General features: G+C 65.3%; 22 protein-coding genes and 1 tRNA gene. 10 read left to right on the top strand and 13 right to left on the bottom strand.

The features are described from left to right. Positions 1 to 34 precede the first annotated feature (34 nt). Both nboR and aceE read right to left on the bottom strand, forming a co-directional pair. Positions 35 to 724 carry a nicotine blue oxidoreductase gene (gene nboR, locus AC5RVY_RS03635; RefSeq protein ID WP_493953323.1) on the bottom strand — a complete coding sequence of 230 codons (690 nt, stop codon included), beginning with the start codon at positions 722 to 724 and terminating at the stop codon, positions 35 to 37. Positions 725 to 803: 79 nt separating this feature from the next. After that, positions 804 to 3,572 (bottom strand): pyruvate dehydrogenase (acetyl-transferring), homodimeric type, encoded by a 2,769-nt coding sequence (gene aceE, locus AC5RVY_RS03630; RefSeq protein ID WP_493953322.1) that lies wholly within the window; start codon positions 3,570 to 3,572, stop codon positions 804 to 806. Between the two features lie 293 nt (positions 3,573 to 3,865). Between aceE and AC5RVY_RS03625 the strand changes: the two genes are divergently transcribed. The 3 genes from AC5RVY_RS03625 (at position 3,866) to AC5RVY_RS03615 (ending at position 7,020) form a co-directional block, all read left to right on the top strand. Continuing rightward, positions 3,866 to 5,434 carry an NCS1 family nucleobase:cation symporter-1 gene (locus AC5RVY_RS03625; RefSeq protein WP_493953321.1) on the top strand — a complete coding sequence of 523 codons (1,569 nt, stop codon included), beginning with the start codon at positions 3,866 to 3,868 and terminating at the stop codon, positions 5,432 to 5,434. A gap of 9 nt (positions 5,435 to 5,443) precedes the next feature. Then, the gene (locus AC5RVY_RS03620) at positions 5,444 to 6,187 is read left to right on the top strand and encodes an aspartate/glutamate racemase family protein (protein WP_493953320.1); all 744 of its coding nucleotides are present in this window, start codon (positions 5,444 to 5,446) and stop codon (positions 6,185 to 6,187) included. Between the two features lie 71 nt (positions 6,188 to 6,258). After that, complete coding sequence (locus AC5RVY_RS03615; protein WP_493953319.1) at positions 6,259 to 7,020, top strand: SDR family oxidoreductase; 762 nt, start codon at positions 6,259 to 6,261, stop codon at positions 7,018 to 7,020. 10 nt (positions 7,021 to 7,030) lie between these two features. On the opposite strand, the gene AC5RVY_RS03610 is transcribed toward AC5RVY_RS03615, so the two are convergent. Genes AC5RVY_RS03610 through AC5RVY_RS03600 form a run of 3 tightly spaced genes read right to left on the bottom strand, consistent with a single transcriptional unit; the run spans position 7,031 to position 10,081 of the window. Next, positions 7,031 to 7,411, bottom strand: coding sequence for a sterol carrier family protein (locus AC5RVY_RS03610; protein ID WP_493953318.1), 381 nt, complete (start codon positions 7,409 to 7,411; stop codon positions 7,031 to 7,033). A 42-nt stretch (positions 7,412 to 7,453) separates the two neighbouring features. After that, positions 7,454 to 8,470 (bottom strand): asparaginase, encoded by a 1,017-nt coding sequence (locus tag AC5RVY_RS03605; protein ID WP_493953317.1) that lies wholly within the window; start codon positions 8,468 to 8,470, stop codon positions 7,454 to 7,456. A gap of 36 nt (positions 8,471 to 8,506) precedes the next feature. Then, positions 8,507 to 10,081, bottom strand: a complete 1,575-nt coding sequence (locus tag AC5RVY_RS03600; RefSeq protein ID WP_493953316.1) for a molybdopterin-dependent oxidoreductase — start codon at positions 10,079 to 10,081, stop codon at positions 8,507 to 8,509. A 106-nt stretch (positions 10,082 to 10,187) separates the two neighbouring features. On the opposite strand from AC5RVY_RS03600, the gene purD reads away from it, so the two are divergent. Together purD and AC5RVY_RS03590 are read left to right on the top strand one after the other, a co-directional pair. Further along, positions 10,188 to 11,504 carry a phosphoribosylamine--glycine ligase gene (purD, locus tag AC5RVY_RS03595; protein ID WP_493953692.1) on the top strand — a complete coding sequence of 439 codons (1,317 nt, stop codon included), beginning with the start codon at positions 10,188 to 10,190 and terminating at the stop codon, positions 11,502 to 11,504. A 1-nt stretch (position 11,505) separates the two neighbouring features. Further along, the gene (locus AC5RVY_RS03590; protein WP_493953315.1) at positions 11,506 to 12,444 is read left to right on the top strand and encodes a phosphoribosylaminoimidazolesuccinocarboxamide synthase; all 939 of its coding nucleotides are present in this window, start codon (positions 11,506 to 11,508) and stop codon (positions 12,442 to 12,444) included. A gap of 10 nt (positions 12,445 to 12,454) precedes the next feature. On the opposite strand, the gene AC5RVY_RS03585 is transcribed toward AC5RVY_RS03590, so the two are convergent. Then, positions 12,455 to 13,720 carry a helix-turn-helix domain-containing protein gene (locus AC5RVY_RS03585; protein WP_493953314.1) on the bottom strand — a complete coding sequence of 422 codons (1,266 nt, stop codon included), beginning with the start codon at positions 13,718 to 13,720 and terminating at the stop codon, positions 12,455 to 12,457. 133 nt (positions 13,721 to 13,853) lie between these two features. Between AC5RVY_RS03585 and AC5RVY_RS03580 the strand changes: the two genes are divergently transcribed. Then, on the top strand, positions 13,854 to 14,072 hold the full coding sequence (locus AC5RVY_RS03580) for a hypothetical protein (protein WP_493953313.1): 219 nt from the start codon (positions 13,854 to 13,856) through the stop codon (positions 14,070 to 14,072). Positions 14,073 to 14,209: 137 nt separating this feature from the next. Here the strand turns inward: AC5RVY_RS03580 and AC5RVY_RS03575 are convergent. From AC5RVY_RS03575 to AC5RVY_RS03555, 5 genes are all read right to left on the bottom strand, one after another. Next, a tRNA-Pro gene (locus tag AC5RVY_RS03575) sits at positions 14,210 to 14,286 on the bottom strand. 84 nt (positions 14,287 to 14,370) lie between these two features. Continuing rightward, the gene (locus AC5RVY_RS03570) at positions 14,371 to 16,197 is read right to left on the bottom strand and encodes an ABC transporter ATP-binding protein (protein ID WP_493953312.1); all 1,827 of its coding nucleotides are present in this window, start codon (positions 16,195 to 16,197) and stop codon (positions 14,371 to 14,373) included. Beyond that, positions 16,194 to 18,002 carry an ABC transporter ATP-binding protein gene (locus tag AC5RVY_RS03565; RefSeq protein WP_493953311.1) on the bottom strand — a complete coding sequence of 603 codons (1,809 nt, stop codon included), beginning with the start codon at positions 18,000 to 18,002 and terminating at the stop codon, positions 16,194 to 16,196. The genes AC5RVY_RS03570 and AC5RVY_RS03565 overlap by 4 nt, the downstream gene beginning before the upstream one ends. 212 nt (positions 18,003 to 18,214) lie before the next feature. After that, positions 18,215 to 19,162 (bottom strand): metallophosphoesterase, encoded by a 948-nt coding sequence (locus tag AC5RVY_RS03560; RefSeq protein ID WP_493953310.1) that lies wholly within the window; start codon positions 19,160 to 19,162, stop codon positions 18,215 to 18,217. A gap of 6 nt (positions 19,163 to 19,168) precedes the next feature. Next, positions 19,169 to 21,490, bottom strand: coding sequence for a transglycosylase domain-containing protein (locus AC5RVY_RS03555; RefSeq protein WP_493953309.1), 2,322 nt, complete (start codon positions 21,488 to 21,490; stop codon positions 19,169 to 19,171). 37 nt (positions 21,491 to 21,527) lie between these two features. Between AC5RVY_RS03555 and sp36 the strand changes: the two genes are divergently transcribed. Genes sp36 through AC5RVY_RS03540 form a run of 3 tightly spaced genes read left to right on the top strand, consistent with a single transcriptional unit; the run spans position 21,528 to position 23,145 of the window. Further along, on the top strand, positions 21,528 to 21,683 hold the full coding sequence (sp36, locus tag AC5RVY_RS03550) for a Sp36 family protein (RefSeq protein ID WP_003797879.1): 156 nt from the start codon (positions 21,528 to 21,530) through the stop codon (positions 21,681 to 21,683). Between the two features lies 1 nt (position 21,684). Next, positions 21,685 to 22,218 carry a RidA family protein gene (locus AC5RVY_RS03545; RefSeq protein ID WP_493953308.1) on the top strand — a complete coding sequence of 178 codons (534 nt, stop codon included), beginning with the start codon at positions 21,685 to 21,687 and terminating at the stop codon, positions 22,216 to 22,218. A 15-nt stretch (positions 22,219 to 22,233) separates the two neighbouring features. Continuing rightward, positions 22,234 to 23,145, top strand: coding sequence for an NUDIX hydrolase (locus AC5RVY_RS03540; RefSeq protein ID WP_493953307.1), 912 nt, complete (start codon positions 22,234 to 22,236; stop codon positions 23,143 to 23,145). Positions 23,146 to 23,216: 71 nt separating this feature from the next. On the opposite strand, the gene AC5RVY_RS03535 is transcribed toward AC5RVY_RS03540, so the two are convergent. After that, positions 23,217 to 23,894, bottom strand: a complete 678-nt coding sequence (locus tag AC5RVY_RS03535; protein WP_009359192.1) for a Crp/Fnr family transcriptional regulator — start codon at positions 23,892 to 23,894, stop codon at positions 23,217 to 23,219. A gap of 184 nt (positions 23,895 to 24,078) precedes the next feature. Between AC5RVY_RS03535 and AC5RVY_RS03530 the strand changes: the two genes are divergently transcribed. Continuing rightward, on the top strand, positions 24,079 to 25,263 hold the full coding sequence (locus AC5RVY_RS03530) for a MarP family serine protease (RefSeq protein WP_493953306.1): 1,185 nt from the start codon (positions 24,079 to 24,081) through the stop codon (positions 25,261 to 25,263). Positions 25,264 to 25,267: 4 nt separating this feature from the next. On the opposite strand, the gene aroQ is transcribed toward AC5RVY_RS03530, so the two are convergent. Next, positions 25,268 to 25,726 (bottom strand): type II 3-dehydroquinate dehydratase, encoded by a 459-nt coding sequence (gene aroQ / locus AC5RVY_RS03525; protein ID WP_493953305.1) that lies wholly within the window; start codon positions 25,724 to 25,726, stop codon positions 25,268 to 25,270. Between the last annotated feature and the right edge of the window lie 29 nt (positions 25,727 to 25,755).

The raw sequence follows: 25,755 nt of genomic DNA, 5'->3' as shown, positions 1-25,755 counted from the left end.
GGCCTTATCCAACACTGGAAAATTCAGCGGTGCACTAATTGAGAAGCCGCAACTGGTCCGGTGTGTCGATGTCCTCGCCGGTGGATTGGTCGCTGCAGTCCACCTCGTCCACCAGGTCCGGGTGGGCCTGCAAGAAGCCGCGTGCCCCGGCGTCGCCAGTCACGGTGGCGATGACTGCTTCGCGCAGGGAAGCATCAATAAGCAGCGGATGGCCGCGCAGGAGCGCGTCCGGTGCACCCGTCTCATGCCAGGTCTCCGGCCCGGTCTTGCGCCCGGCCGGCTGCCCGCCGTCGGGCGCTGCCAAACGGCGGTAGGCAGCGGCGGTGATCCGCCCCGGCCGGTGAACCGCCAGCAGGCGGCCAACAGTTGCCCGGGTCACCCCGGGCTGGTCCACGAGCGCGATCAGCAGATGGTCCGCGGGATCGGCGGCAGTGTTGCCCAGCAGCAGGGAACTGCCCATCCCGGACTGCCATTCGTGGTTCACTACAGTGCGGTAGCGGTCCAGTTCGGCGGTGGCGGCCACGTCCGGCGCCCCCGCACCAAGCACCACCACAACTTCGCGGCAGCCCCCGTCGAGCAGGTTTCCGGCAATGGTCTCCACCAGCGGACGCCCGCGGTACGGCAGCAATGCCTTCGGGCCCAGGCCCAGGCGTGTTCCTGCCCCGGCCGCCAGGACGATGCCCGTCGCCGGTCGGTCCGGCCCGTCCCTTCCACTACTGCCCATAGCTGAACCCTAGATGATGAATGGCAACCGGGACGGCCTCCCCCCGGAAACCGTCCCGGTTGCCGGCATAAGGAACCGGTCAGGCGTCGCCGCCGGCCCCACCGGTGGTTCCGGCATTGACATCCAGGAGTTTGTACCGGTCCATGGCGTACGACGGCGCGCCTTCCTCGACTTCGCCCCTCGCCGCGAGCATCTGCAGGGCTTTGACCACGATGGAGTGGATGTCGTTCTTGAAGAAGCGGCGGGCTGCGGCGCGGGTGTCGGAGAAGCCGAAGCCGTCGGCCCCGAGGGTGGCGAATTCGTTGGGCACGAACTGGCGGATCTGGTCCGGGACGGCTTTCATGTAGTCGGACACGGCGACGACGGGGCCGGTGGCGCCTTCGAGCTGTTGGGCGACGAAGGGGACGCGGGCGGGCTGGCCCGGGTTGAGGAAGGCTTCCTCCTCCGCGGCGAGGCCATCGCGGCGCAGTTCGTTCCAGGAGGTCACGGACCAGACGTCGGCGGAGACACCCCAGTCATCGGCCAGGACCCTCTGCGCCTCCAGGGCCCAGGGCACGGACACGCCGGAGGCGAGTATCTGCGCCTTCGGACCATCAACCCCCGACGCCGAGACCCGGTAGATGCCCTTCAGCACACCCTCGACGTCGAGGTTCTCGGGTTCAGCGGGTTGGGTGATGGGCTCGTTGTACACGGTGAGGTAGTACATCAGGTTTTTATCTGACGCAGTTCCGGACCCGCCCTCCCCGTACATGCGTTCGAGGCCGTCGCGGATGATGTGGCCCATTTCGTAGCCGTAGGCGGGGTCGTAGGTGACGACGGCGGGGTTGGTGGAGGCGAGCAGGGGGGAGTGGCCGTCGGCGTGCTGGAGTCCTTCGCCGGTGAGGGTGGTCCGTCCTGCGGTGGCGCCGATGATGAAGCCGCGGGTCATTTGGTCTGCTGCTGCCCAGAAGGCGTCGCCGGTGCGCTGGAAGCCGAACATGGAGTAGAAGACGTAGACCGGGACCAGGGGTACGCCGTGGGTGGCGTAGGCGGTGCCGGCGGCGGTGAAGGCTGCCACGGCGCCGGCTTCGTTGATGCCGGGGTGGATCAGCTGGCCCTGTGCGGACTCCTTGTAGGCCAGGACCAGGTCCCGGTCCACGGAGAGGTAGTTCTGCCCGCCCGGGTTGTAAATTTTGGCTGACGGGAAGAACGCGTCCATCCCGAAGGTCCGTGATTCGTCCGGAACGATGGGCACAATCCGGTGGCCGAAGTTCTTGTCCCTGATCAGGTCCTTGAGCAGACGCACGAAGGCCATGGTGGTGGCGGCCTGCTGCTTGCCTGAACCGCGTTTGGCCACCTCGTAGGACTTCGCGTCCGGCAGGGTGATCTGGGCGTGCTTGGACCGGCGTTCCGGAACAGATCCGCCCAGGGCGGCCCGGCGCTCCATCATGTACTGGATCTCGGGGGCGTCCGTGCCGGGGTGGAAGTAGGGCGGCTGGTACGGGTCTTTTTCGAGCTGCTCATCCGTGACCGGGATCCGCAGGTGGTCGCGGAACTTCTTCAGGTCATCGAGGGTGAGTTTTTTCATTTGGTGGGTCGCGTTGCGGCCTTCGAAGTGGGGTCCGAGTCCGTAGCCCTTGACGGTTTTGGCGAGGATGACGGTGGGTTTGCCCTTGAATTCGGTGGCTGCCTTGTACGCGGCGTAGACCTTGCGGTAGTCGTGGCCGCCGCGTTTGAGGTTCCAGATCTGGTCATCGGTCAGGTCCGCGACCAGGTCCTTGGTGGCCGGGTCCTTGCCGAAGAAGTGTTCACGGACGAACCCGCCGGATTCGGCCTTGTAGGTCTGGTAGTCCCCGTCAGGGGTTTCGTTCATGATCTTCACCAGCGACCCGTCGGTGTCGCGGGCCAGCAGGTCATCCCATTCCCGGCCCCAGACCACCTTGATCACGTTCCAGCCCGCGCCGCGGAAGAACGCTTCGAGTTCCTGCATGATCTTGCCGTTGCCGCGCACCGGCCCGTCCAGGCGCTGGAGGTTGCAGTTGATCACGAAGTTCAGGTTGTCCAGGTTCTCGTTCGCGGCGAGCTGGAGCAGGCCGCGGGACTCGGGCTCATCCATTTCCCCGTCACCCAAAAACGCCCAGACCTGCTGGTCGGAGGTGTCTTTCAGGCCCCGGTTATGCAGGTACCGGTTGGACTGGGCCTGGTAGATCGCGTTCATCGGCCCGATCCCCATCGACACCGTGGGGAACTCCCAGAACTGCGGCATCAACCGCGGGTGCGGGTAGGAAGACAGGGCATGGCCCTCCCGGGACTTTTCCTGCCGGAACCCGTCCAGGTCCTGCTCCGAGAGCCGGCCTTCCATAAACGCCCGCGCGTACATGCCGGGGGAGGCGTGGCCCTGGAAGAACACCTGGTCCCCGCCGCCGGGGTGGTCCTTGCCGCGGAAGAAATGGTTGAACCCCACCTCGTACAGGGTCGCCGCGCCGGCGTAGGTGGAAATATGCCCGCCCACACCAATGTTGGGCCGCTGCGAGCGGTGGACCATCACCGCGGCGTTCCAGCGCATGTACGCCCGGTACCGGCGCTCGTATTCCTCGTTGCCCGGGAACTGCGCCTCCTGGTCCACCGGGATGGTGTTCACATAATCGGTGGTGGTCACCATCGGCACGCCCACGCTCTGCGCACCCGCGCGCTGCAGCAGGCTCCGCATAATGTATTGCGCACGCTCGGTGCCCTGTTCCCTGATCAACGAATCCAGGGACTCAACCCACTCGGCGGTCTCTTCCGGATCACGATCAGGCAGCTGGTTAGTCAACCCGCTGAGGATATGGGAGGTATCTTCTCCTGCAGCCACGTCAGCCTCTTTCATCTTTGAATGCTGGCTTCATGTTTTCGTATTGTGAGAAAACATTCTTGCCTTATGAGATTAGCGACGGGCGTGTGGTGGGGTCAATATTGCCGGCTCCACCGCCCGCAGTCTTCGCGGGATGGCTCCTGCCAACCGATTATGACCGGACCAGCCCCCGTGCAACGCTTGACCGCGGGTGATGCAGGTCATAGTCTTATTTCACTATTCAATATCTTGCTTCCGCGATGTGGAATAACAGAAACGGCTTCGAGCCGGACTCACCACCGCGGAATCCTCCCAGAATTGAGACGATTATGCAGACCCCTCCACCGGTGGGCGTTGATGTGGCTACCGACCTGACAGCGCCGTCAGATTCGTCCGCCCACCCGGCAACGGGCATCGATGCTCTTTGTGAATCAGCAAGCGCGGCATCAGGCCAGGCCATCAGCCCCACCCTCTACAACGCAGACCTCGCCCCCACCAAGCGTGCCGGCCGCAGCTGGTCCGGCTACAGCATCTTCACCCTGTGGGCCAACGACGTCCACAGCCTCGGTAACTACGCCTTCGCCATCGGGCTCTTCGCCCTCGGCCTCGGTGGCTGGCAGATCCTGCTGGCCCTGGGCATCGGCGCGGCGCTCCTCTTCGGGCTGCTGACTCTCTCAGGGTTTATGGGGGTTAAAACCGGCGTCCCCTTCCCGGTGATGAGCCGGATCAGCTTCGGGATCCGGGGAGCCCAGATTGCCAGCCTCCTGCGCGGCGCCGTCGCCGTCGCCTGGTTCGGCATCCAGACCTACCTCGCCTCCGTGGTGTTCCGCGTGATGCTTGTGGCGATGTTCCCACCCCTCGGGGAACTGGACAAAAACTCCATCCTCGGGCTGTCCACCCTCGGCTGGATCGCCTTCGTCATTCTTTGGATTGTCCAGCTGGTCATCGTCAGCTTCGGCATGGAAATGATCCGCAAGTACGAGGCGTTCGCCGGCCCGGTCATCCTGGCCACTATGGCGGCCATCGCCGTCTGGATCTTCATCGAAGCCGGCGGCGCCATCGCCTGGTCCTCGGACAACGCCCTCGAAGGGCCCGAAATGTGGCTCACCATCTTCGCCGGCGGCGCCCTCTGGGTCTCCATCTACGGCACCTTCGTGCTGAACTTCTGCGACTTCACCCGCTCCGCCGTTTCCAAAAAGGCCATTGTCCGCGGCAACTTCTGGGGCATCCCCATCAACATGCTGGTGTTCGGAGCCATCGTTGTGGTGATGGCCGGCGGCCAGTTCAAGATCAACGGCACCATCATCGAAAGCCCGTCGGACATCGTCCAGACGATCCCCAACACATTGTTCCTGGTGCTGGCCTGCCTGGCCCTGCTGATCCTGACCATCGCAGTCAACCTCATGGCCAACTTCGTGGCCCCCGTCTACGCCCTGACCAACCTGTTCCCCAAGCACCTGAACTTCCGCAAGGCAGCCATTGTCAGCGCTGTCATCGGCCTGGTGATCCTGCCCTGGAACCTGTACAACAACCCCTTGGTGATTGTGTACTTCCTGGGTGGCCTGGGTGCCCTGCTCGGCCCGCTGTTCGGTGTGGTGATGGCTGACTACTGGCTCATCCGCCGCGGCAAAGTCAACGTCCCCGAGCTGTATACCGCCTCCCCGGCCGGCGCCTACCACTACAAAAACGGCGTCAATCCCAAGGCCATCGTCGCCCTGGTGCCGGCCGCCGTCGTCGCCCTCCTCATCGCGTTCGTCCCGGCGTTGGCACCGGCAGCACCGTTCGCCTGGTTCTTCGCCGCCGGAATTGCGGCTGTGGTGTATTTCTTCATCGCGGACCGCTCGCAGCAGCTGGAAGACCGCGACGGCGAGACCATCGCCGTCGCCAGCAAGCACTAAGGAACCGCAATGCGCATACTCGTAGCGAACGTCAACACCACCGCGTCCATGACGGACTCCATCGCCGCCCAGGCCCGCAGCATCGCGTCCCCGGGAACGGAAATCGTGGGAATAACACCACGGTTCGGCGCCGACTCCTGTGAGGGGAACTTCGAAAGCTACCTTGCGGCCATCGCAGTGATGGATGCTGTGACCTCCTACCCGGAGCCGTACGACGCCGTAGTCCAGGCCGGGTACGGTGAGCACGGACGGGAGGGGCTGCAGGAGCTGCTGGACGTTCCCGTAGTGGATATCACCGAAGCCGCGGCCAGCACCGCCATGTTCCTGGGCCACAAGTATTCGGTGGTGACCACCCTCGACCGGACTGTCCCGCTCATCGAGGACCGGCTGAAGCTGGCCGGCTTGGATGCCCGCTGCGCTTCCGTCCGGGCCAGCGGCATGGCAGTCCTGGAGCTGGAGGAGGAGCCGGAGCGTGCAGTGGAAGCCATCATCAGCCAGGCGATGCTGGCCGTCAGCCAGGACAGGGCCGAGGTGATTGTGTTGGGCTGCGGCGGGATGGCGGGCCTGGACGAGCAGATCCGGCAACGCGCGGGAGTGCCCGTGGTGGACGGTGTGGCCTCCGCGGTAACCATCGCCGAATCCCTTGTCCGCATGCGCCTCTCCACATCCAAAGTCCGGACGTACGCTGCACCGCGGCCCAAGACCGTCATAGGCTGGCCGCTGAACAGCACGGGCGTCCCGGCTTCCCTTTAGCTGCCGCTCAATACAGCACCGGCTCGAATCCGTCACCGCCTTACGGCAGCCATCGGCACACAGGAGAAAAGTTGAACCACCCCCAGCGCCCGGGCCGCGTCGCAGTGGTCACCGGAGCGGGTTCCGGAATCGGCCGGGCGGTGGCCCACCTCCTCCTGGCCGATGGCTTCGCCGTTGCCCTGGCCGGGCGGCGCGAACAGCAACTGCAGGAGACCGCGGACGCCCATCCGGGTGCGCTGGTGGTGACATGCGACGTTACCCGGCCTGACGACGTCGAGCGTCTTTTTGGTGCCACACTGCAGAAATGGGGGCGGGTGGACCTGCTGTTCAACAACGCCGGGGTGTTTGGTCCGGCGGCGAGCGTGGATGAGATCTCGTTGGCCGACTGGGACGCCACCCTGGCGGTGAACCTGACCGGGTCCATGCTCTGCGCCGCGGCGGCAGTCCGGGCCATGAAGGCGCAGGATCCGCAGGGCGGGCGGATTATCAACAACGGATCCATTTCCGCGCACTCGCCCCGGCCCCGGACGGTGGCCTACGCCGTCACGAAGCACGCCATGACGGGCCTGACTAAAAGCATCGAGCTGGACGGGCGGGGCTTCGGGATCACCTGCGGGCAGATCGACATCGGCAACACCGCCACGGAGATCATGGACACGATCGGCGTCGGAGCCGGAGCGCTGCAGGCCGACGGCAGCCGCCGGGTGGAGCCCACGTTTCCAGTGGAGGACGCAGCCCGGGCCGTCCTGATGATGGCCAACATGCCGGCTTCGGCCAGTGTGGGGTCCGTGGTAGTGACGGCGGCGGGCATGCCGTTCATCGGGCGCGGCTAGCTGCACCGAACTACAGCGGCAGCAGGCCTGACAAATCGGCGCGCAGGCCGGAGGCGGCCACCCTGCCTGCCGCCACTGCCTCCGCCCAGCCCAACTGGCCCGTTGCCATCGCCAGCCAAGTGCCGGCGTCGCACTCAATCACATTGGGCGGCGTTCCGCGCGTGTGGCGGGGACCTTCCACACACTGGGTTACGCCGAACGGCGGAACCCGCACCTCCACGGAATTGCCCGGTGCACGCGCCGTCACTTCCTCCAGTGTGTACCGCACCGCCGTCGCCAGGAGGGCCCGCGTAACGGGAGGAACGTCCGAGGCCGGGCCGGCAGCTTTCCGCCACGCCGCGAGGGCCGCGGCGCCTTCCTGGACGTCAATACGACGGCGGGCGACAGGCATGTTTCCGGGCTCCTCTGTGAAAGTGAATGCTTCTGGCCGGTGTCAGTCCAGCAGCGCCGAAACAGCCGGCCCGAGCCGGATCTTCCCCACCGGCCGGCCGCCGCCAAGGACGGGCTCAACTACCTTCTCGAGCACGCTGGCGACCCCCGGGATCTCTACGGCACCGGCGGCAGCGAGGAGCGTCAGGGCCACCAGCGAGGTGGCCCTGACGTTTCCGTCCAGGACCTTGACGGCCACGGCGGCACCCTGCGGCGTGGCCATGGCCAGGACACCTTCTGCTCCTATCTTGGCGATGATTTCCAGTTCATCCATCACCACGGTGTTGGCCTCGCCGCGGCCCTGCACCGCCCACGGATAGTCGAGCATCGAGGTCGCGATGGTGGCGGCCCGGGCGTTGAAGCTCTGGTCGCCGGGCGCCTTGGCCAGCTGCGAGAAGCCCCGCGCCAGCCCCTTGAGCGAGACGGCGGCCACGGGCGCGCCGCACCCGTCGATCCCCAGGTGGGCGATCTTCTCACCCGTGTACTCCTCGATAACCGTGCGGACTTGCTGCTGCAGCGGGTGGTTGGGCTCCAAATAGCTGTGCGTGTCCCAGCCGTTTTCCGTGCAGGCCCACAGGAAAGCGGCGTGCTTGCCCGAACAGTTGAAGGCCAGCTTCGACTTGCCGCGTTCGGAACGCACCAGCCAGTTCCGGGCTGTTTCATCCTGCGGCCAAGCTTCGGGGCACTGCAGCTGGTCTTCGCGCACCCCGGCCGCCTTGAGCATGCCGGACACAACATCCATGTGGTCCAGGGAACCCACGTGGCTGGCGCAGGCCAACGCCACCTGGGCGCCGCGGAGCGGCACGCCGGCCTGCATCGAGGCCAGTGCCTGGAGCGGCTTCAGGGCGGATCTGGCGTAGATGGGGGTGTTGATGTCGCCAAGTTCGGTAACCACCGAACCGTCGGCGGCGATGAGCACGGCGGAGCCAATGTGCCGGGATTCCACAAAGCCGCTGCGCTCGATCACGGCCAGCTCGACGGCGGAGTCCACGGTAAAGGTGGCATGCGGGTTATGCGGCATGCTGCCAGTCTATGGGCCAGCGCCCTGGATGCCCGGCTACTCCACGGTGACCATCACCGACTGCCAGCCGGAGGCGCCGTCGGGAACCGGGTCGGCACGCTGCTGGGTCTGGACTGCGCCGGTGCCGTCCGTGGCGCGGACTTTGAGGTAGTGCGGGCCGGGCGTGGCATCCCACTGATAGGACCACTGGCGCCACGTCACCAGGGACGCCTCAGCGGAGAGGTCCACTTCCACCCAGTCCTCGTTGTCGACCTGGATTTCCACCTTGGTGATGCCGCGGGTCTGGGCCCAGGCGGTGCCGCCCACCGCCACCTTCCCCGCGGGCACCTTCGCGAAGGACTTTGGAACGTCCACCCGCGCCATGGTCTTGATGGGCCCGCGCTCGGACCAGCCGCGCTCCGTCCAGTAGGCCTTGTTGTCCGCGAACCTCGTCACTTCCAGGTCCACTACCCACTTGGTGGCGGATACGAACCCGTACAGGCCTGGGACCACCATCCGCACCGGGTAGCCGTGCTCGAGGGGCAGCGGCTCGCCGTTCATTCCGATCGCCAGGATGGCATCGCGGTCATCCTGCAGGACCTCCAGCGGGGTGGATGCGCTGAAACCGTCAACGGATGTGGAGAGCACCATGTCCGCCCCGTCCTTGGGCCGTGCCCGCTTCAGCACCTCGCGGATGGGCAGGCCCAGCCATTTGGCATTGCCGGCGAGGTTGCCGCCCACAGGATTGGAGACACAGGTGAGCGTGACGTGCGATTCGATCAGGTCGGCGTCGAGCAGGTCCTGGAAGGTGAGCCGGACTTCCTCCTCCACCAGCCCGTGCACCCGCAGTTCCCACTCGTCCGCATTGATTTCCGGCACGCTCAGGGCGGTATCGATGCGGTAGAACTCCCCGTTCGGGGTGACCCACGGCGGGACACCTGGCACCGGAGACTGGACCCCGGCCGGAACGGCGGAGGCAGCCCTGGCCGGTGCGGGCAGCTGCAGCGCCCCGCGTGCCTGGGCAACCCTGCTGCGTGCGGCGCTCAGGAGCTTGCCGCCCACCGCTGCCATTCCGGCAGCAGCCGCCGTGGTCCCGGCGGCGGCGAAGAAACGGCGGCGGGTGGCGCCGCCGGCCACGGCAGAGCCGGCACTACTGGCCGGCGCTTCCGGCCAGGTCTTTAGTCCGTGCAGCCGGGCCACCAAGAGCCGCAGCACAACCAGGCCGGCGATGGTTCCCACGACGGACGGGATGGCATCCGCCGGCCCTACTCCTGCCCGGGTCACCACGCTGGCCACGATGACAGCACCCATCAACAGGACACCCAACACACCCAGGATCCAGCGCCGGTAGGCCACAACGCCCAGGACACACGCCAGGACGGCGATGGTCAGGCCCATGCCGACAAAAAGCGCCGCCTTGTCGTTGGTGCCGAACGTGGCGATCGCGAAGTCCTTCATCCACGATGGCGTGAAGTCGATGAAAGTCGAACCCAGGGCAATAACGGGGGTAGCGCGGGCCGTAAAAAACGCTCCAACCAGCTCGGCCACGGCAAGGACGACGGCGGCCGCCACCACACCCGCCAGCGCTGCCAGAGGGGTGGGGCCTTTGAGCCGGTTTTGAAGGTTTTCCATGATGGAGATTCGGAGCGGACTGCTCCAGGGATGGTTTTCCCCGGGCTGGCACAGGTACTGACACAGCTTAGGAGGGGGCAGGGTGCACAAAGTACCCTTGGAGACTGTGAAGGTACTCGTCATCGGCCCCGGAGGCCGCGAACACGCCATTGTCCGCTCCCTGCTCGCCGACCCCAACGTTTCCGAGGTCCACGCAGCCCCCGGCAATGCCGGCATCAGCACGCTGGTCCCCACCCACAAGATCAACGCCAACGATCCCGACGCCGTAGCCGCCCTGGCCACCAAGCTCACCGTGGACCTGGTGGTAGTGGGTCCGGAGGCGCCGCTCGCAGCAGGTGTTTCGGACGCCGTCCGCGAGGCCGGGATCCCCGTCTTCGGCCCCAGCAAGGCCGCCGCCCAGCTCGAGGCTTCCAAGGCATTCGCCAAGGAGATCATGGCCGAAGCCGGCGTCCCCACGGCCATGGCCATGGTGGCCACCAACGCCGAGGAAGCCGCATCAGCCCTGGACACTTTCGGCGCGCCCTATGTGGTGAAAGACGACGGACTTGCGGCCGGCAAGGGCGTGGTGGTCACCAAGAACCGCGACGAAGCCCTGGCCCACGCGCAGTCCTGTTTCGACGCCGGCGGCTCCGTGGTGATCGAGGAGTTCCTCGACGGCCCCGAGGTTTCCCTCTTTGTCCTCTGCGACGGCCAGAACACCGTCCCGCTGTCACCAGCCCAGGACTTCAAGCGGATCTTCGACAACGACGAAGGACCCAACACCGGCGGAATGGGCGCCTACACCCCGCTGGAATGGGCCCCCGAAGGTTTGGTCCAGGAAGTCATCGAACGCGTGGCCCAGCCCACCGTCAACGAGATGGCCCGCCGCGGCACCCCGTTTGTTGGCGTCCTGTTCGTGGGGCTGGCCCTCACCTCCCGCGGCACCCGCGTGATCGAATTCAACGTCCGCTTCGGCGACCCCGAAACCCAGGCCGTGCTGGCACGGCTCAAGACGCCCCTCGGTGCCCTGCTGATGGCAGCCGCCAAGGGCGAACTGGACAAGGCAGAAGAGCTGCGCTGGGCGAAAGAGACTGCTGTCGCCGTCGTCGTCGCTTCCGAAAACTACCCCGGCACTCCCCGCACCGGTGACCGCATCCGCGGGCTGAAGAAGGTGGAGGAACTTGAAGGCGTACACGTGATCCACGCCGGCACCTCCCTGGACGAGGACGGCAAGGTCATCTCCGCAGGCGGGCGCGTCCTCGCCGTCGTCGCGCTGGGAAGTGACCTGGTGGAGGCGCGTGAAAAAGCGTACGACGGCGTGGAGCTGGTCCAGCTGGAAGGCTCGCAGTTCCGCACGGACATCGGCGGCAAGGCCGCCCGCGGCGAGATCCGGGTATCGTCCGGCGCTACCGGATCGCTGCCCATCACGAAGGCGAAGGCATAGCATGAGCGAAACTTCCGCACCACGCGGCTTCAGCACCGCCACCCTGGACCTGCCGGGCTGGAAGCACCTCTACTCCGGCAAGGTCCGCGACCTGTATGAGCCGGCTGACGATTCCATCGTCGAACGGGTGGGCCAGGAGTGCGTGCTGGTAGTGGCCAGCGACCGGATCAGCGCCTTCGACCACGTCCTGGCCAGCGAAATTCCGGACAAGGGGCGCATCCTGACCCAGCTGAGCCTCTGGTGGTTCGACCAGTTGGACGTGGAGCACCACGTGCTGGCCTCCACCGTGGAGGACGGCGTTCCGGCGGCCGTGGAAGGCCGTGCCATGATCTGCAAGAAGCTGGACATGTTCCCGGTGGAGTGCATCGCCCGCGGCTACCTCACCGGCTCCGGCCTGCAGGAATACCGCGCCTCCGGAACCGTGTGCAGCATCCCCCTGCCGGAGGGGCTGGTGGACGGCTCGCGGCTGGAGCAGGCCATCTTTACGCCGTCGGCAAAGGCTGCGGTGGGCGAGCACGACGAGAACATCACCTACGACGCTGTGGTGGCCATGGTGGGTGACGACATCGCCGGCCGGCTGAGCGAGCTCACCTTGCAGATTTATACCAAGGCGGAGGCCATTGCGCGGGACCGGGGGATTATCCTCGCCGATACCAAAGTGGAGTTCGGCTACGACGCCGTCTCCGGTTCGATCACCCTTGGCGACGAAGTGCTGACACCGGATTCCTCGCGGTTTTGGGACGCCGCCACATACCAGCCGGGGCAGGCGCAGCCTTCGTACGACAAGCAGTATGTCCGCGACTGGCTCACGTCGGCCGAGTCGGGCTGGGACAGATCGTCTGATGCGCCTCTGCCGCCACTGCCCGAAGACGTTATTTCCCGTACCCGCAGCCGCTACGTCGAGGCGTACGAGAAGCTGACCGGGAAGGCCTTCGCCTGATTGTTGCGGCTCAGCTGGCCTTGGTGGCAGCTGCGGCCCGCTTCTGGGCCAGCCGGATTTCCAGGACCGCGTCCAGTGCCTGCTGGACGCGGTCTGCCGCGCCGGCCGCGGTGAAGGCTTTCTGGGCTTCTTCCAGGTGCACCAGGGCTTCGTCAGCTTCGCCGGCGGCTTTCAGGGATTTGCCGAGGAGCAGTGAAACCTCGCCTGCCGTGTGCTTGGCGAGGGCGTCGCGTTCCGCGTGGATTTCCCGCAGCTTTTCGACGGCGCCAACAATGTCCCCGGTCAGGTACAGCCAGCGGGCGCGGATGAAGGCGACCTCAAGTTCGTCGCTCTTGGTGCCGCCCACGATGGAGAAGGCCAGCTCTGCCCGTTCGATCGAGGATAAGGTCTCGGGCTCGACGATTCCCGATGACAGCCGGACCGCCGCGGAGGCCTTGTTGAACCGCGCCCACAGCTCTATATCGTTGGCGGGGGAGAGGAGCTTCGCGGCACGTTCGTGATGCTTGACTCCTTCAGCGTAGTCGTGGCGCATGAAGGCCACATTGCCCACCACCCACGCGACTTCGCCGGCAAGCTGGGACATGGAGTTCTCGTCAACCTGGGTCAGGAGGTCCTGGCAGGATTTCCATGCTTCGTCGAGCCGGCCGCTCTCAGCGAGGGCGCCGATCAGGACCCGCAGGGCACCGACGATGATGGTGGAGCTCTTGGGCAGCTGCCGCGAAAGCTCCATGGCCTCCTGGGCATAATTGACAGCCATTGACAACTGGCCCTGGCGCTGGCACACCGTGGCCAGCATTTGCCGCGCTCGCACGCCCAGGCCCACCGATTCGGTGGCCATCGGGTGCTCCAGCAGGCGCTGGATAATTTCACGGCACTCCTGCAGGTCGCCATGCTTCATCAGGCATTCGGCCTGCATATAGGACATGTTCCACCAGGCGCTGGTGTTCTTCCCGTCGAGGGCTATCCGGGCGGCACTGGCGGCGTGGCTCGCGGCGAGCGGATAGTCGCGCAGGTCCCAGGCCTGGCGGGCGTAGAGGCCGGCCAGGACGTACTCGGCGTCGCTGACGGTGATGGGTTGGCTCCAGGCCTCCAGAGCCTTGGGGGCAAGCTCAAGCCGCTTTGCAAGCTCGTCGATCACCTCCGCCGTTGGTTCCCTTCGGCCGGTTTCAAGCAGGGAGATGTAACTGGGCGAGTAAAGATCTTTACCCAGTTCAGCCTGTGTCAGTCCGCGTTCAAGCCGCTCCGCCCGGAGCTTCTCCCCGAATCCGTTGCCCACGGGATTTCCTCCTTTTCCGGACACTCTTTGCATCAGAGGCTTGACAGCCTCTGTGGAAAACATTTTACAATGTATGTCAACAAGGGCTGTGCTGAATTTGTAACGAATCCGACTCGTATTGAGGAACATATCTATGTTGAAGAAGATTGCGGCCGCCGCCGCACTGGCCGGGGCACTGGCCTTCTCTGCTGCGGCTCCGGCCGTTCTGTCCGCGGGTTCCATCGCCGACACCGAGAACGTAGCGGTAGCACGCACAGGCAACTGGCCGGATCCGATGTCAAAGCCGGTCAAGGATAAGAACAGCGACACCACGTACACCACGTACACCGGCAACTGGCCTGACCCGATGTAAATAGCTTCCTCACCACAGGAGGCGAGGGAGGCCCCGGAGCATCTGCTCCGGGGCCTTTCCCTTTACCGAAAAGTTATCTGCCGGCACGTCTGCCCGGAACACAAAAGAGGGCCTCCGGCAGGAGACCCTCTTTGCTATGGTCGGGATGACAGGATTTGAACCTGCGACCTCTTCGTCCCGAACGAAGCGCGCTACCAAGCTGCGCTACATCCCGATCCGCTGCAAAAGCAACTTTACAAGAATAGCCGATGCGGGTCCCCGATGCGAAATCCTGAAGGCTCCCCTCGGCTTTCCAGTCTCAGACCAGCGAGTCCTTCCACGCACCGTGCAGGTCGGCGAACCGGCCGCCCCCGCCGATCAGTTCCGCGGGGGAGCCGTCCTCCACGATCCGGCCGGCATGCACCACCAGTACCCGGTCAGCCGTTTCCACCGTTGACAGCCGGTGCGCGATGATCAGCGCCGTCCTGCTGGCGGCGTCCGTGCCCGCCAGCAGCCGGGAGAGCCCGTTCTGAACCAGCCTTTCCGAGGGGATGTCCAGTGAGGACGTGGCCTCGTCCAGGATCAGCACGGCCGGGCGGGCCAGGAACGCGCGGGCGAAGCTGATCAGTTGGCGTTGCCCGGAGGAGACCCGGCCGCCGCGCTTGTTGACGTCGGTGTCATATCCCTCGGGAAGTTCCAGGATGAAGTCATGCGCGCCCACCGCTTTCGCGGCCTCCTCGATGTCGGCCCGGGATGCCTCCGGCCGGCCCAGGGCGATGTTGTCAGCAACGGAACCGCTGAACAGGAAGGCCTCCTGCGTGACCATCACGATGTTGCGCCTCAGGTCGGTGGTGCTGAGGCTGCGGAGGTCCACGCCGTCCAGGGCCAGGGATCCGGAAGAAACGTCGTAGAAGCGGGCGATCAGTTTGGCCAGGGTGGACTTCCCGGCGCCGGTCTGGCCCACCAGGGCCACCGTCTGGCCCGCCGGGATGTGCAGGTTCAGCCGCGGAACAACGAGCGGGCCGTCGCCGTAGCGGAACTCCACGTCCTTGAAATCGATCCTGCCGCTGGCGTTGTCCAGGGCCACGGGGTTCCTGGGCGGGCGGACGGTGGGCACCTCTTCGAGGAGGCCGGATACCTTCTCCAGGGCGGCCTGCGCACTCTGGAAGGAGTTGTAGAACATCGCCATCTGGTCCACGGGCTGGAAGAACCGCTTGGTGGACAGGATGAGCGCCAGCAGCACCCCCACTGCAAGGTCGCCGGTGAGGACGCGGAAACCGCCAAAGAGCAGCACCACGGCCACGCAGACGTTTCCGATCAATACCAGCCCCGGCTGGAAGATGCCGTTGAGGTTGATGGAACGGACGGTAACCAGCCGGTAGTCCTCGGCGAGCTTCCCGTACTGATCGGCATTTTCCTGTTCCTTGCGGAAAGCCTTTACGGCCCGGATGCCCGTCATGGTCTCCACGAAGTGCACAATCAGCCGCGCGGAGACCACCCGGGATTCACGGAACGCGATCTGGGAGTGCTTCTGGTACCAGCGGGCCAGGAAGAACATCGGGACGCCGGCGGCCAGCACCAGCAGGCCGCTGCGCCAGTCCAGCGCGAACACCGTTACGGCGGTGAAGACCATAAACAGCAAACCGGAAGCCAGCGAGCTGACCCCGGAGTCCAGGAGTTCGCGGAGGGCTTCCAGGTCCGAGGTCTGGCGGGCAATGATGCGCCCCGACGTGTATTTCTCGTGGAACTCCAGGCTCAGCCGCTGCGTGTGGCGGAACACCCTCAGGCGAAGGTCCAGCAGCATGGCCTGGCTCAGCCTGGCGGTGGACGTCACATACAGGGCGGTGAGCCCTGCCGTCGCAACCGCAGCGAGCAGATAGGCGACGCCGGTCATGACCAGGGGGAGGTTGTCTCCGGCCTGCAGGGCAGGCAGCGCGTGGTCGATCCCAAAGGCGATCAGCGCCGGGCCGGCCACACGGGCCGCCTGCGAAAGGACCACCGTGGCAATCGTCAGCCAGAACCTCAGCCGCACCGGCCGGATCAGGCTGCGCAGCAGTGCCAGCGACCGCCGTCGTACTGCCCTGCTGTCGCTCTTGCTGAGGTGGGCATTATCCTCGTTGGCCGTGCCAAAGGTAGTGGTGCTCATCGGGTCACTTCCTCTGCCTGGTCCTCGAGGGCGGACAGTTCAGAGTCGAGGTCGCGTGGTTCCTGCTCCAGGCTGGCAATGACGTAGCGGTAGTGGTGGTTGCCCGCCAGCAGTTCGGTGTGCGTGCCCACCGCACTGATGCGGCCGTCTTCCAGCAGCGCCACCCGGTCCGCCAGTGCCACGGTGGACGGGCGGTGGGCCACGATGAGCGTAGTGGTGTCTTGCAGTACCGCCCGGAGCCGTGTTTCCACCAGCTCCTCGGTGTGGACGTCCAGGGCAGACAGCGGATCGTCCAGGACCAGTACCCGGGGGCGCGCGGCGATGGCGCGCGCCAGGGCAATCCGCTGCCGTTGTCCGCCGGACAGGCTGAGTCCTTCCTCGCCGATCAGCGTGTCCACCCCCTCAGGAAGGGAGTAGGCGAAGTGCGCCTGGGCCACGTCCAGGGCTTCGTCGAGGACGGCGTCTGTCCTCACGGGCGCACCGAGCAGGACGTTGTCCCGGACGGAATTGGAGAAAAGCGTGGTGTCCTCGAAGGCTACGGCGACAATCCGGCGGAGCTCCTCCACGTGGAAGTTCCGCAGGTCCACGCCATCGATGGTGATGGACCCGCCCGTAACGTCGTACAAGCGGGGAACAAGCTGGATGAGTGCGCTCTTGCCGCTTCCGGTGATGCCTACCAGCGCCATGGTTTCGCCGGGCCGGATGTCGAGGGTGATTTCCTTCAGGATGGGCTTGTCCGGGGCGTCCTCAAAGGCGAAGGTGGCGCTGTTGAAGCGGAGTTCGCCGGCCAACTGGCTGGGCCGGGCGGGTTCCGGGGGACTGGTGATGGTGTTGGGCGCGTCCATCACTTCGAAGTGCCGGTCGACGGCGGTCTTTGCAGTGAGTGCCATGGCCAGCAGCATGCCGGAAAATTCCACGGGTGAGGCCATAACGGCTGCGGTGGCAAAGAAAGCCACCAGCGCGCCGATACTGAGCTGGCCGCTCGCGCACAACATCACGCCAACCACCAGCCCTGCCCCGAGGGCAAGTTCGGGCAGGAGCGTGACCACCATGGTGAATGTTGCCTGGTGGCGTGCCTTTTCAATCTCGGTCTGGCGCAGTTCTTCCGCTTGTTCGTTGAAGTTTTCGAGCGCCTCCCGGCTCCGCCCGAACGCCTTGAGCACGCGGATGCCGTGCACTGATTCCTCAACGGTGGTGGCAAGATCGCCGGCTTGGTCCTGGCTGCGGCGGGCCACCCTGCTGAAGCGGGTCCGGAACCGGAAACTGTAGGCCATGATGGGCACGGCCGCGGCCAGGAAGATGAGGGCAAGCTGCCAGCTCATGACGAACATCACCGTGATGCCGATGATTACCGTGAGGGTGGTGACCACCAGCATGATGGCGCCAAAAGCCATCCAGCGGCGCAGGAAGTTCAGGTCTGTCATTGCCCGCGACAACAACTGGCCGGATCCCCAGCGATCGTGGAAGGAGACGGTCAGGTCCTGGAGGTGGTCATACAACGAAACCCGCATCCGGGTTTCCACTGACGTGGCGGGGTTGATGACGAACTGCCGGCGGAGGGCCACAAGGCCTGCTTCGGCTACACCCAGTACCAGGATGACGCCGGCGGAGATCCAGACTGCTTCCGTTGCGCCGCCCGGCTTGAGTGCTTCATTGACCAGCACCCGGAGGACCTGCGGGATGGTGAGTGCTACCACGCTGGCCAGAAGCGCGCAGAGAAGTCCCAACAGAAGCCGGGGGATGATCGGCCGGACATGCGGATAGAGGCGACGGATGGATCGAAAAAAAGGAGTTTGCTTGGCCATGCCCGCTTCTCAAGCTCTAAAACGAATGTAGTTTCCCGTAGCAACAACCCTATGCCATGGCGTGAGGCGATTCACAGGAATCGGGAGAGCGTAGGCAGCTTGGCCAGTTATTGCAGTACGCAATGAAGAGGCTGTCCGGCAGAACCCGATGCGCTATGACCTTTGGTTCCAAAAAGTGCCGGCAGGGAACCCGAACTGATAGCGCAAACGGGTCAGCTGGGCGAGGTGAGCGTCAGCAGGACTGCTTCGGGCCGGCAGGCGATCCTTACCGGGGCAAAGCGGGAGGTGCCGATACCGCCCGAGACGTTCACCGGCGTCGTACTTCCGTTGCTCTGCCAGTCATTAAGGCCCTTGGCCCGCCAGGTGGGGAGGTCGCAGTTGGACACCAGCGCGCCGTACCCGGGCACGCACAGTTGGCCGCCATGGGTGTGCCCGGCGAGGAGGAGGTCCGCCCCGGCCTCGGTAAAGTGGTCCAGCACGCGCTGGTAGGGGGCATGGATGACGGCGACGCGGACGTGCGGAGTGGCGTCCTGGTTGACTGTGCCGCGGGGCCAGCCTGCGTAGCGCTCCCGGTTGAGGTGGGGATCGTCCACGCCGGAGAAGTCGAAGCGGATGCCTTTCAGGACCACGGACTGGTGCCGGTTGGTCAGGTCTATCCAGCCGCCCATGCCAAAGCCGGAACGGAGCCGCGGCCAGTCCAGCGGGATGGGCTTGGGTTTGGCTTTGGAAGGGCCAAGCAGGTAGGACGCCGGGTTCTTCAGGCTGGGGGCAAAGTAGTCGTTGGAGCCGGGGACAAACACGCCGGGGAACTCCAGGAGGGGGCGGAGCGCCTGCAGGAGGGGGTCCACCGCCTTGGCATGGCTGAGGTTGTCACCGGTGTTGACCACCAGGTCGGGCTCAAGGCCGGCCAGCGACTCCAGCCAGGCAGCCTTCTTCTCCTGCCCCGGGACAAAATGGATATCGCTCAGGTGCAGGACCCGGAAGGGCGCTTGGCCCCGGGGAAGGATGTCCAAAGTCTCTTCCCGGAGGACAAACTGGTTTTTCTCCCACAGGCCGTACCCCACGGCAGCGAGTCCTGCCGTGGCGCCGGCTCCCGCGGTGACGGCAAAGCCGCGCCCGATGGTGCGGGCGCGGCTAACCAAAGCACTGGTTGAGGTCATCGGCGGCTAGCCGTTCCCGTTTCCATTGCCGTTCCCATTGCCGTTTCCGTTGCTGCTCGGCTGGGGCGCGGGCTGGGTGGCGGGCGGTGCCACCGGGGCTTGGGTGCCCTGGGTGCCCTGGGGTGCCGCCGGGGTGGTCCGGGTAGTGGTTCCGCCGCCGTTCAGCAGGTTGCCGGGCGCTGCCGGGAACGGATCCGTGCCGTACGCGGGTGCGATCTTCGACATGAAGTTGGAGAACATCGGCCCCGCGATCATGTAGCCGTCAATGCCTTTGTAGAACTTGCCGTTGACCGTGACGTTCTGCCCTGCGCGGCCTTGGTCGCCCAGTGCATCACCGAACCAGGCAGCGGTGGCCAGGCCCGTGGTGTGGCCAACAACCCAGGTGGAGCCGTTGTTGTTGGACGTACCGGTCTTCGCGCCGATGGGGAAGCTCGTGCGGGTGGAAATCCGGGGCTGGATCAACGAGCCCGATCCGCGGTTGAGGACTTCCTGCAGCGCATAGTTGACGCCGCGGGCCACCTCGGGCTTGAGTGCGTCCCGGCAACTGGTGGACTGCGCAGGCAGTTGCTTGCCGCTTCCATCTGTAACCGCGGTGATGGCAATGGCCTCGCAGAACTTGCCGTCGTTCGCGAACGTGGCGAAGGCGCTGGCCATGGTCAGCGGGGACGTCTGGGTGGAACCCAGGAGGTTGCCCAGCGTGGACATGTCCACCTTGGGGTGGGGATCATCCCCGGACGGCAGGCCGCTGTGCAGTCCGACGGCGTCAACCACCTTCTGGATGCCGCAGAAGTCCAGCTGGGCTGCTGAGGCGAAGGTAACCGTGTTGATGGAGTTGTAGAGGCCTTCGAGCACGGACAAGGGGCGGTACCACTGGGGTTCGGCGTTCTGCAGGTCGTCCGCCGTGCCAAGGCCGGCGTTCTTCTGCGCAGTGCTGTAGCCGCCGGTCACCTTGCCGCAGGTGTTCCGCCACGGGAAGTTCAGCGGGTAGATGCGCTGGGCTGCATTGACCACGGTGTTCATGGACTTGCCCTCGTTAAGCCATTCCGCGAACGTGAAGGGCTTCATGGTGGAGCCGGGCTGGAAGCCGCCGATGCCGTTGAGGTCGTTGCCGTCCTTGTCCAGCTTGTCCACGTTGAAGTTCAGCTGCGAGTCGAAGGAACTTTCAGCGGGCAGGAAGCTGGTGTTCTGCGCCATGGAGATGATCTTGCCGGTGCCAGGCTGCACGGAAACCATCGAGGCGCCCCATTTGTCCGGGTTGGCTCCGGTGGACGCGTTGACCTGTTCCTGTGCCACGGCCTGGGCATTCGGGTCCAGCGTGGTGGTGATGGTGAGGCCGCCGCCGTAAATCAGGCGCTGGCGCTCCTTGAGGTCCGCGCCATAGGCAGGGTTATTCTCCAGCAGGTGCAGGACGTAGTCGCAGAAGTACGGAGCGGTGGATGAATAGGAGCAGCCCTGCTTGGGCTGGGTCACTTTGGGTTCCACCGGGGTGGCGACGGCGGCGTCATGGTCTGCCTGGCTGATCTTGCCCTGGTTCAGCATCAGGCCCAGGACCAGGTCGCGGCGCTCTTTGGACGCTTCCGGGTTGGTGATGGGGTCGAACGCGGAGGGACTGTTGACCAGCCCGGCCAGCAGCGCAGCCTGCGGAAGCGAAAGGTCCTTGGCGGAAGTGCTGAAGAAGAACCTGGAGGCGGCCTCCACGCCGTACGCGTCACGGTTGAAGAACACGATGTTCAGGTAGCCCTCAAGGATCTGCTCCTTGCTGAACTCCTTCTCCAGGGCGATGGCGAGTTTCATCTCGCGAAGCTTGTCGCCAACGCCCTTGTTGACGCCGTTGAGCTTGATCTGGTCCTCGTTGCCTTCGGCGGCGAGGTTGGCGTTGAGCACGTTGTTGACGTACTGCTGGGTGATGGTGGAGGCGCCCTGCTTGTTGCCGCGCGCAGTGCTGACCAGCGCACGGAGGATACCCGTGGTGTCCACACCGCCGTGGTCATAAAAACGGCTGTCCTCGACGGCGATGACAGCTTCCTTCATGAACGGTGAGATCTGATCCAGCGCTACCTTGGTGCGGTTTTCCGTGTAGACGCTGGCAATCTCGCTGCCATCCGCGGCCAGGATCCTGGTGGTCTGGTTGGGCGGATCAACCTTCAGCTCTGCCGGAAGGGTGTCGAAGAACTCGATCGAACCACTGGCCGCGCTGCCGGAGACGGCCGCCGCGGGGACCAGCAGGCCTGCTACCAGGACACCACAAATAGCACTCACGCCAAGGAAAACGAGGATCTTTCCGAGGGTGGTGGCAGTGTCGAATAATGGGTTCTTACGAGTCGCCATGTTTTCCACTTTACCGGCAAGGACTAGTCTTTCTCTCATGACCAAATGGGAGTACGCCACGATTCCGCTCATTATCCACGCCACAAAACAGATCCTGGACCAGTGGGGAGATGACGGCTGGGAGCTCGTCCAGGTAGTCCCCGGACCCGACGGAAACGGTTTGGTTGCCTACTTGAAGAGGGAGAAGCAGTAGCATGAGCACCTCCGCAGAAGCCCAGTCCGGCGCCGCCGCCGCACCTGTTTCCGCTGTTGAGCAGCGCCTGGCGGACCTCGGGTTGAGCCTTCCCGAGGTTGCCGCGCCGGTGGCCGCATACGTCCCCGCCGTGATCTCCGGCAACCACGTCTACACCTCCGGACAGCTGCCCTTCATTAACGGCAAACTCCCGGCAAGGGGCAAAGTTTCCGCCGGCACTGAAGGTTTTGCCGACGAGCCCACTGTTTCCCCTGAAGACGCCCAGCAGTACGCCGCGGTCTGCGCCGTTAACGCCCTGGCCGCCGTCAAGAGTGTCATCGGAGACCTCGACCGCATCACCCGCATCGTCAAGGTTGTGGGATTCGTCTCATCGGACCCGTCCTTCACCGGACAGCCCGGGGTGATCAACGGCGCCTCGGAACTGCTGGGCCGCGTCCTTGGTGACGCAGGCCAGCATGCCCGTTCCGCCGTCGGCGTTTCCGTACTGCCGCTCGACTCTCCGGTAGAGGTCGAACTGATCGCCGAATTCAGCTAGGACCGGTCGCTTCCCTTGCCTCACCTCGCCCGACGCCTGTTTGCACTCCCTCAGGACCTTGAAGGAGCGGCGCAGAGCTGGCTCGAACACGGCGAGAGGAGCCCCCGGGCCGCCCGCCTCGCATCATCCGTTGTACTGCTGCGTGATTCCCCCACCGGCCTGGAAACCTGGCTGGCCTACAGGCCCGGTTCCTCGCCGCTGGGGGTCCTGGCGTTCCCCGGCGGCTCGCTGGATGCGGCCGACGACGACCCCGTGGGCTGGCTGGGCCCCTCACCGCAGCATTGGGCCGAGCAGATGGGAACGGACGACGTCGGGCTGGCGCGCCGCCACGTGGTGGGCGCCATCCGCGAACTCTTCGAGGAGACCGGCGTGCTCCTGGCCGGCGCAGACATGGCCGGCACGGTTGAAGCCACGTCCACTTCTGAATGGATGCGTGCCCGCCTCGCCGTGGCCGACCAGGAAAAGAGCTTCCCCGAGGTCCTCGGCAAACGGGGACTCTCCCTGCGCACCGACCTGCTGAAGTCCCTGGTCAACTGGCGCAGCCCGGACTTTGCCCACCGCAGGTTCGATACCCGCTATTTCGCCGCCACCGTTCCGCTGAACCAGCAGCCCACCCTGCTGGAGGGCAAGGGCGTGTGGGGGCGGTGGGTGAACGCCGCGGAAGTCATCGCCGGACGCGATACCACCGCGCTGGGTGACGAAGTGGGCCAGGAGAACACGGTGGGCCGCACCCTCGGCGAACTCCTGGTGCCGGGCTCGGAGATCATGCTCGAAAAGATGGCGATGGCCAACGGCTGCATCGCGTACCTTAGCTACAAACGCAAGGCGCACGTGTACCAGCCGCAACTCGTGGAGGAAGACGGAAAGCTGCTGCTTGAGGTCGAGGCCGCCAAGACCGTGGCCGGCGATCCCCAGCGGGAGCGCTGACCGGATATCAGTTCGTGACGCTGCGGACGTAACAAAGGCCGCCCCTTGGGGCGGCCTTTGTGCTGTTAAGCCTAGCGGGAGCGCTGGCGGAGGCGCTGCATGTCCAGGATGACCACGGCGCGGGCTTCGAGGCGGAGCCAGCCGCGCTGGACGAACTCGGCCAGGGCCTTGTTGACGGTTTCGCGCGAAGCGCCCACCAGCTGGGCCAGCTCTTCCTGGGTGAGCTCGTGGGCAACCAGCACACCGTCGGTGGCGGGGCGGCCGAAGCGGTCTGCCAGGTCCAGGAGCGCCTTGGCAACGCGGCCTGGCACGTCGGAGAACACCAGGTCCGACAGGGAATCGTTGGTGCGGCGCAGCCTGCGGGCGAGGGCCTGCAGGAGCTGCGCGGAAACCTCCGGGCGGGTGCGGAGCAGGTTGTTGAGGCTTTCGTTCTTCAGCCCGGCCAGCCGGGTTTCCGATACCGCGGTGGCGGTGGCAGTACGCGGGCTGGGATCGAACAGGGCCATCTCGCCGAAGAGCTCACCCGGGCCGAGGATGGCAAGGAGCGACTCCCGGCCGTCCGGGGACGTGCGTCCCAGCTTCACCTTGCCCGAAACGATGAAGTAGAGCTGATCGCCCTGGTCTCCTTCACGGAAAACCGAAGCACCGCGGGAAAGGTCCACCTCGGTGAGCTCGTCCGTCAGCAGACGGAATGCGTCGTCGTCGAGCGTGGCGAAAAGGGGTGCTCGGCGCAGTACCTCGATGTCCATAAAATCTCCTGAATAAAAGTTTCGGCTGTGGCGCTTGTGCCATTGTTTCAGAATTTTCAAGGTTCTGTGACGAACTTGGCAGCGAAAACGCCCGAACGGCGGGCAGCGCGGGCGGCGGGAGCGCTCAGAAGATTGTCAGCGTGCGCCACTAGAATGAGCCTACAACTGCTTATAAGGAGCCTTAGTGGTCGGCTTGACTGTCCTGGACCTCGTCCTGATCCTGGCGCTGCTGTCCTACCTGGCCTACGGTCTGCGCAACGGGTTCCTCGTCACCATCGGCGGCATTGCCGGCTTTGCTGCCGGAGCCATAGCCGCCTTTTTCGCAGTCCCTTTGGTAAGCGGCTTCGTGGCAGACTCCGGATGGCGGCTTACCGCGATCGTTGCCGCCGCCGTCGCCTTGGTGGTTCTTGGCCACGGACTCGGAACCATGATCGGCCGGCAAATCCGCGGTGTGGTCCGGATCAGGCCGCTGCGGGCCGTTGACCGCCTGGTGGGCGGCGCGGTGAACCTGGTGGTTTCCGCCCTGGTCATGTCCATGCTGGCCTTCAGCATTGGATCCTTGGGTGTGCCGTTTGTTTCCCGGCAGCTCGCCGAATCCAAGGTGATCCGTTTTATCGACGGCATGACGCCGGATCCCGTGAAGGCCACCATGGCGCAGTTGCGGTCGGAGGTGATCGGCAACGGCATCCCCACCCTGATTGAAGGGCTGGACCAGGGCCAGGCAGTGCCGGTACCGGACGCCAGCACCGATACACCTGCCCTGAACCGCGCGGCAGAGTCCGTCCTGAAGATCGCCGGAACGGCCTATCAGTGCGGCCAGAACCAGACCGGCACCGGCTTTGTCGTTTCCGAGGACCGGATAGTCACCAACGCCCATGTGGTGGCGGGCGTGTCGGAGCCGGTGGTGGAGCTGGCCGACGGCGGAGCGATGCCCGGGCGCGTTGTCTACTTCGACACCAAGCACGATCTCGCCGTCCTTGCCGTAGAGGACCTCCCTGTCCAGCCCTTGCCGCTGAGCAGCGACTTGCCCAGCGGCAGCCCGGCGGCGTTCGCCGGCTACCCTTACGGCGGCCCCTTCCAGTCCCGGCCGGCCACCATCCAGGACATCACCACGGTGCTGGTACCCGACATTTACGGCAGCAACCCGTCACCTGAAGAGATCTACCGGCTGGCCGGAAATGTCCAGCCCGGCAACTCCGGCGGCCCGCTGCTGACCATGGACGGCCAAGTGGCCGGGGTGGTCTTCGCAAAAGCGACGTCCGACGCCGAGATGGGCTTCGCCATCACTATGGACGACCTGAACCCGGTAGCCTCGCAGGCAGCCTCACTGAGCGCACCCGTTTCCTCGGGACAGTGCATCCAGAAGTAGGCCCCTAGAGGACTTCGGCGAGGTAGTCGATGGCCAGCTTGTAGCCGAACACTCCTGCGCCCACAATCACGGCGGAACACACCGGCGACAGGAACGAGTGGTGCCGGAACTCCTCGCGCTGGTGCACATTGGTGATGTGCACTTCCACCGCGGGCAGTTGGACTGCCGCGAGTGCATCGCGAAGAGCCACCGACGTATGCGTGAAGGCGCCGGCGTTCAGGACAATTCCGACGGCGGATTCCCTTGCGGCGTGGATGGCGTCCAGGAGCACGCCCTCATGGTTTGACTGCAGGCATTCGGCCGCGAAGCCGTGTTCCTTTGCGGTGCGGGCGGCCAGGTCCTCCACGTCAGCCAGGGTTGACGTTCCGTATTTTTCCGGTTCCCGGGTGCCCAGCAGGTTCAGGTTGGGTCCGTTGATGACCAGGATGGTCCCGCGGCTGGCTTCGGTGGTGGCTTCAGTCATGGATGCAAATCTAGTGCTGCGCGGGCCCG

The organism is Arthrobacter sp. Ha26, from assembly GCF_059091705.1.
This window is presented reverse-complemented; position numbering and strand designations above follow the sequence as displayed.

Coding starts and splice junctions, on each gene's coding strand:
- AC5RVY_RS03535 (WP_009359192.1), bottom strand. CDS start 23,894: ATGGACATCGAGGTACTGCGCCGAGCACCCCTTTTCGCCACGCTCGAC.
- aroQ (WP_493953305.1), bottom strand. CDS start 25,726: ATGACTGAAGCCACCACCGAAGCCAGCCGCGGGACCATCCTGGTCATC.
- sp36 (WP_003797879.1), top strand. CDS start 21,528: ATGACCAAATGGGAGTACGCCACGATTCCGCTCATTATCCACGCCACA.
- AC5RVY_RS03565 (WP_493953311.1), bottom strand. CDS start 18,002: ATGGCCAAGCAAACTCCTTTTTTTCGATCCATCCGTCGCCTCTATCCG.
- AC5RVY_RS03590 (WP_493953315.1), top strand. CDS start 11,506: ATGAGCGAAACTTCCGCACCACGCGGCTTCAGCACCGCCACCCTGGAC.
- nboR (WP_493953323.1), bottom strand. CDS start 724: ATGGGCAGTAGTGGAAGGGACGGGCCGGACCGACCGGCGACGGGCATC.
- AC5RVY_RS03605 (WP_493953317.1), bottom strand. CDS start 8,470: ATGCCGCATAACCCGCATGCCACCTTTACCGTGGACTCCGCCGTCGAG.
- AC5RVY_RS03555 (WP_493953309.1), bottom strand. CDS start 21,490: ATGGCGACTCGTAAGAACCCATTATTCGACACTGCCACCACCCTCGGA.
- AC5RVY_RS03625 (WP_493953321.1), top strand. CDS start 3,866: ATGCAGACCCCTCCACCGGTGGGCGTTGATGTGGCTACCGACCTGACA.
- aceE (WP_493953322.1), bottom strand. CDS start 3,572: ATGAAAGAGGCTGACGTGGCTGCAGGAGAAGATACCTCCCATATCCTC.
- AC5RVY_RS03620 (WP_493953320.1), top strand. CDS start 5,444: ATGCGCATACTCGTAGCGAACGTCAACACCACCGCGTCCATGACGGAC.
- AC5RVY_RS03610 (WP_493953318.1), bottom strand. CDS start 7,411: ATGCCTGTCGCCCGCCGTCGTATTGACGTCCAGGAAGGCGCCGCGGCC.
- AC5RVY_RS03545 (WP_493953308.1), top strand. CDS start 21,685: ATGAGCACCTCCGCAGAAGCCCAGTCCGGCGCCGCCGCCGCACCTGTT.
- AC5RVY_RS03560 (WP_493953310.1), bottom strand. CDS start 19,162: ATGACCTCAACCAGTGCTTTGGTTAGCCGCGCCCGCACCATCGGGCGC.
- AC5RVY_RS03570 (WP_493953312.1), bottom strand. CDS start 16,197: ATGAGCACCACTACCTTTGGCACGGCCAACGAGGATAATGCCCACCTC.
- AC5RVY_RS03580 (WP_493953313.1), top strand. CDS start 13,854: ATGTTGAAGAAGATTGCGGCCGCCGCCGCACTGGCCGGGGCACTGGCC.
- AC5RVY_RS03600 (WP_493953316.1), bottom strand. CDS start 10,081: ATGGAAAACCTTCAAAACCGGCTCAAAGGCCCCACCCCTCTGGCAGCG.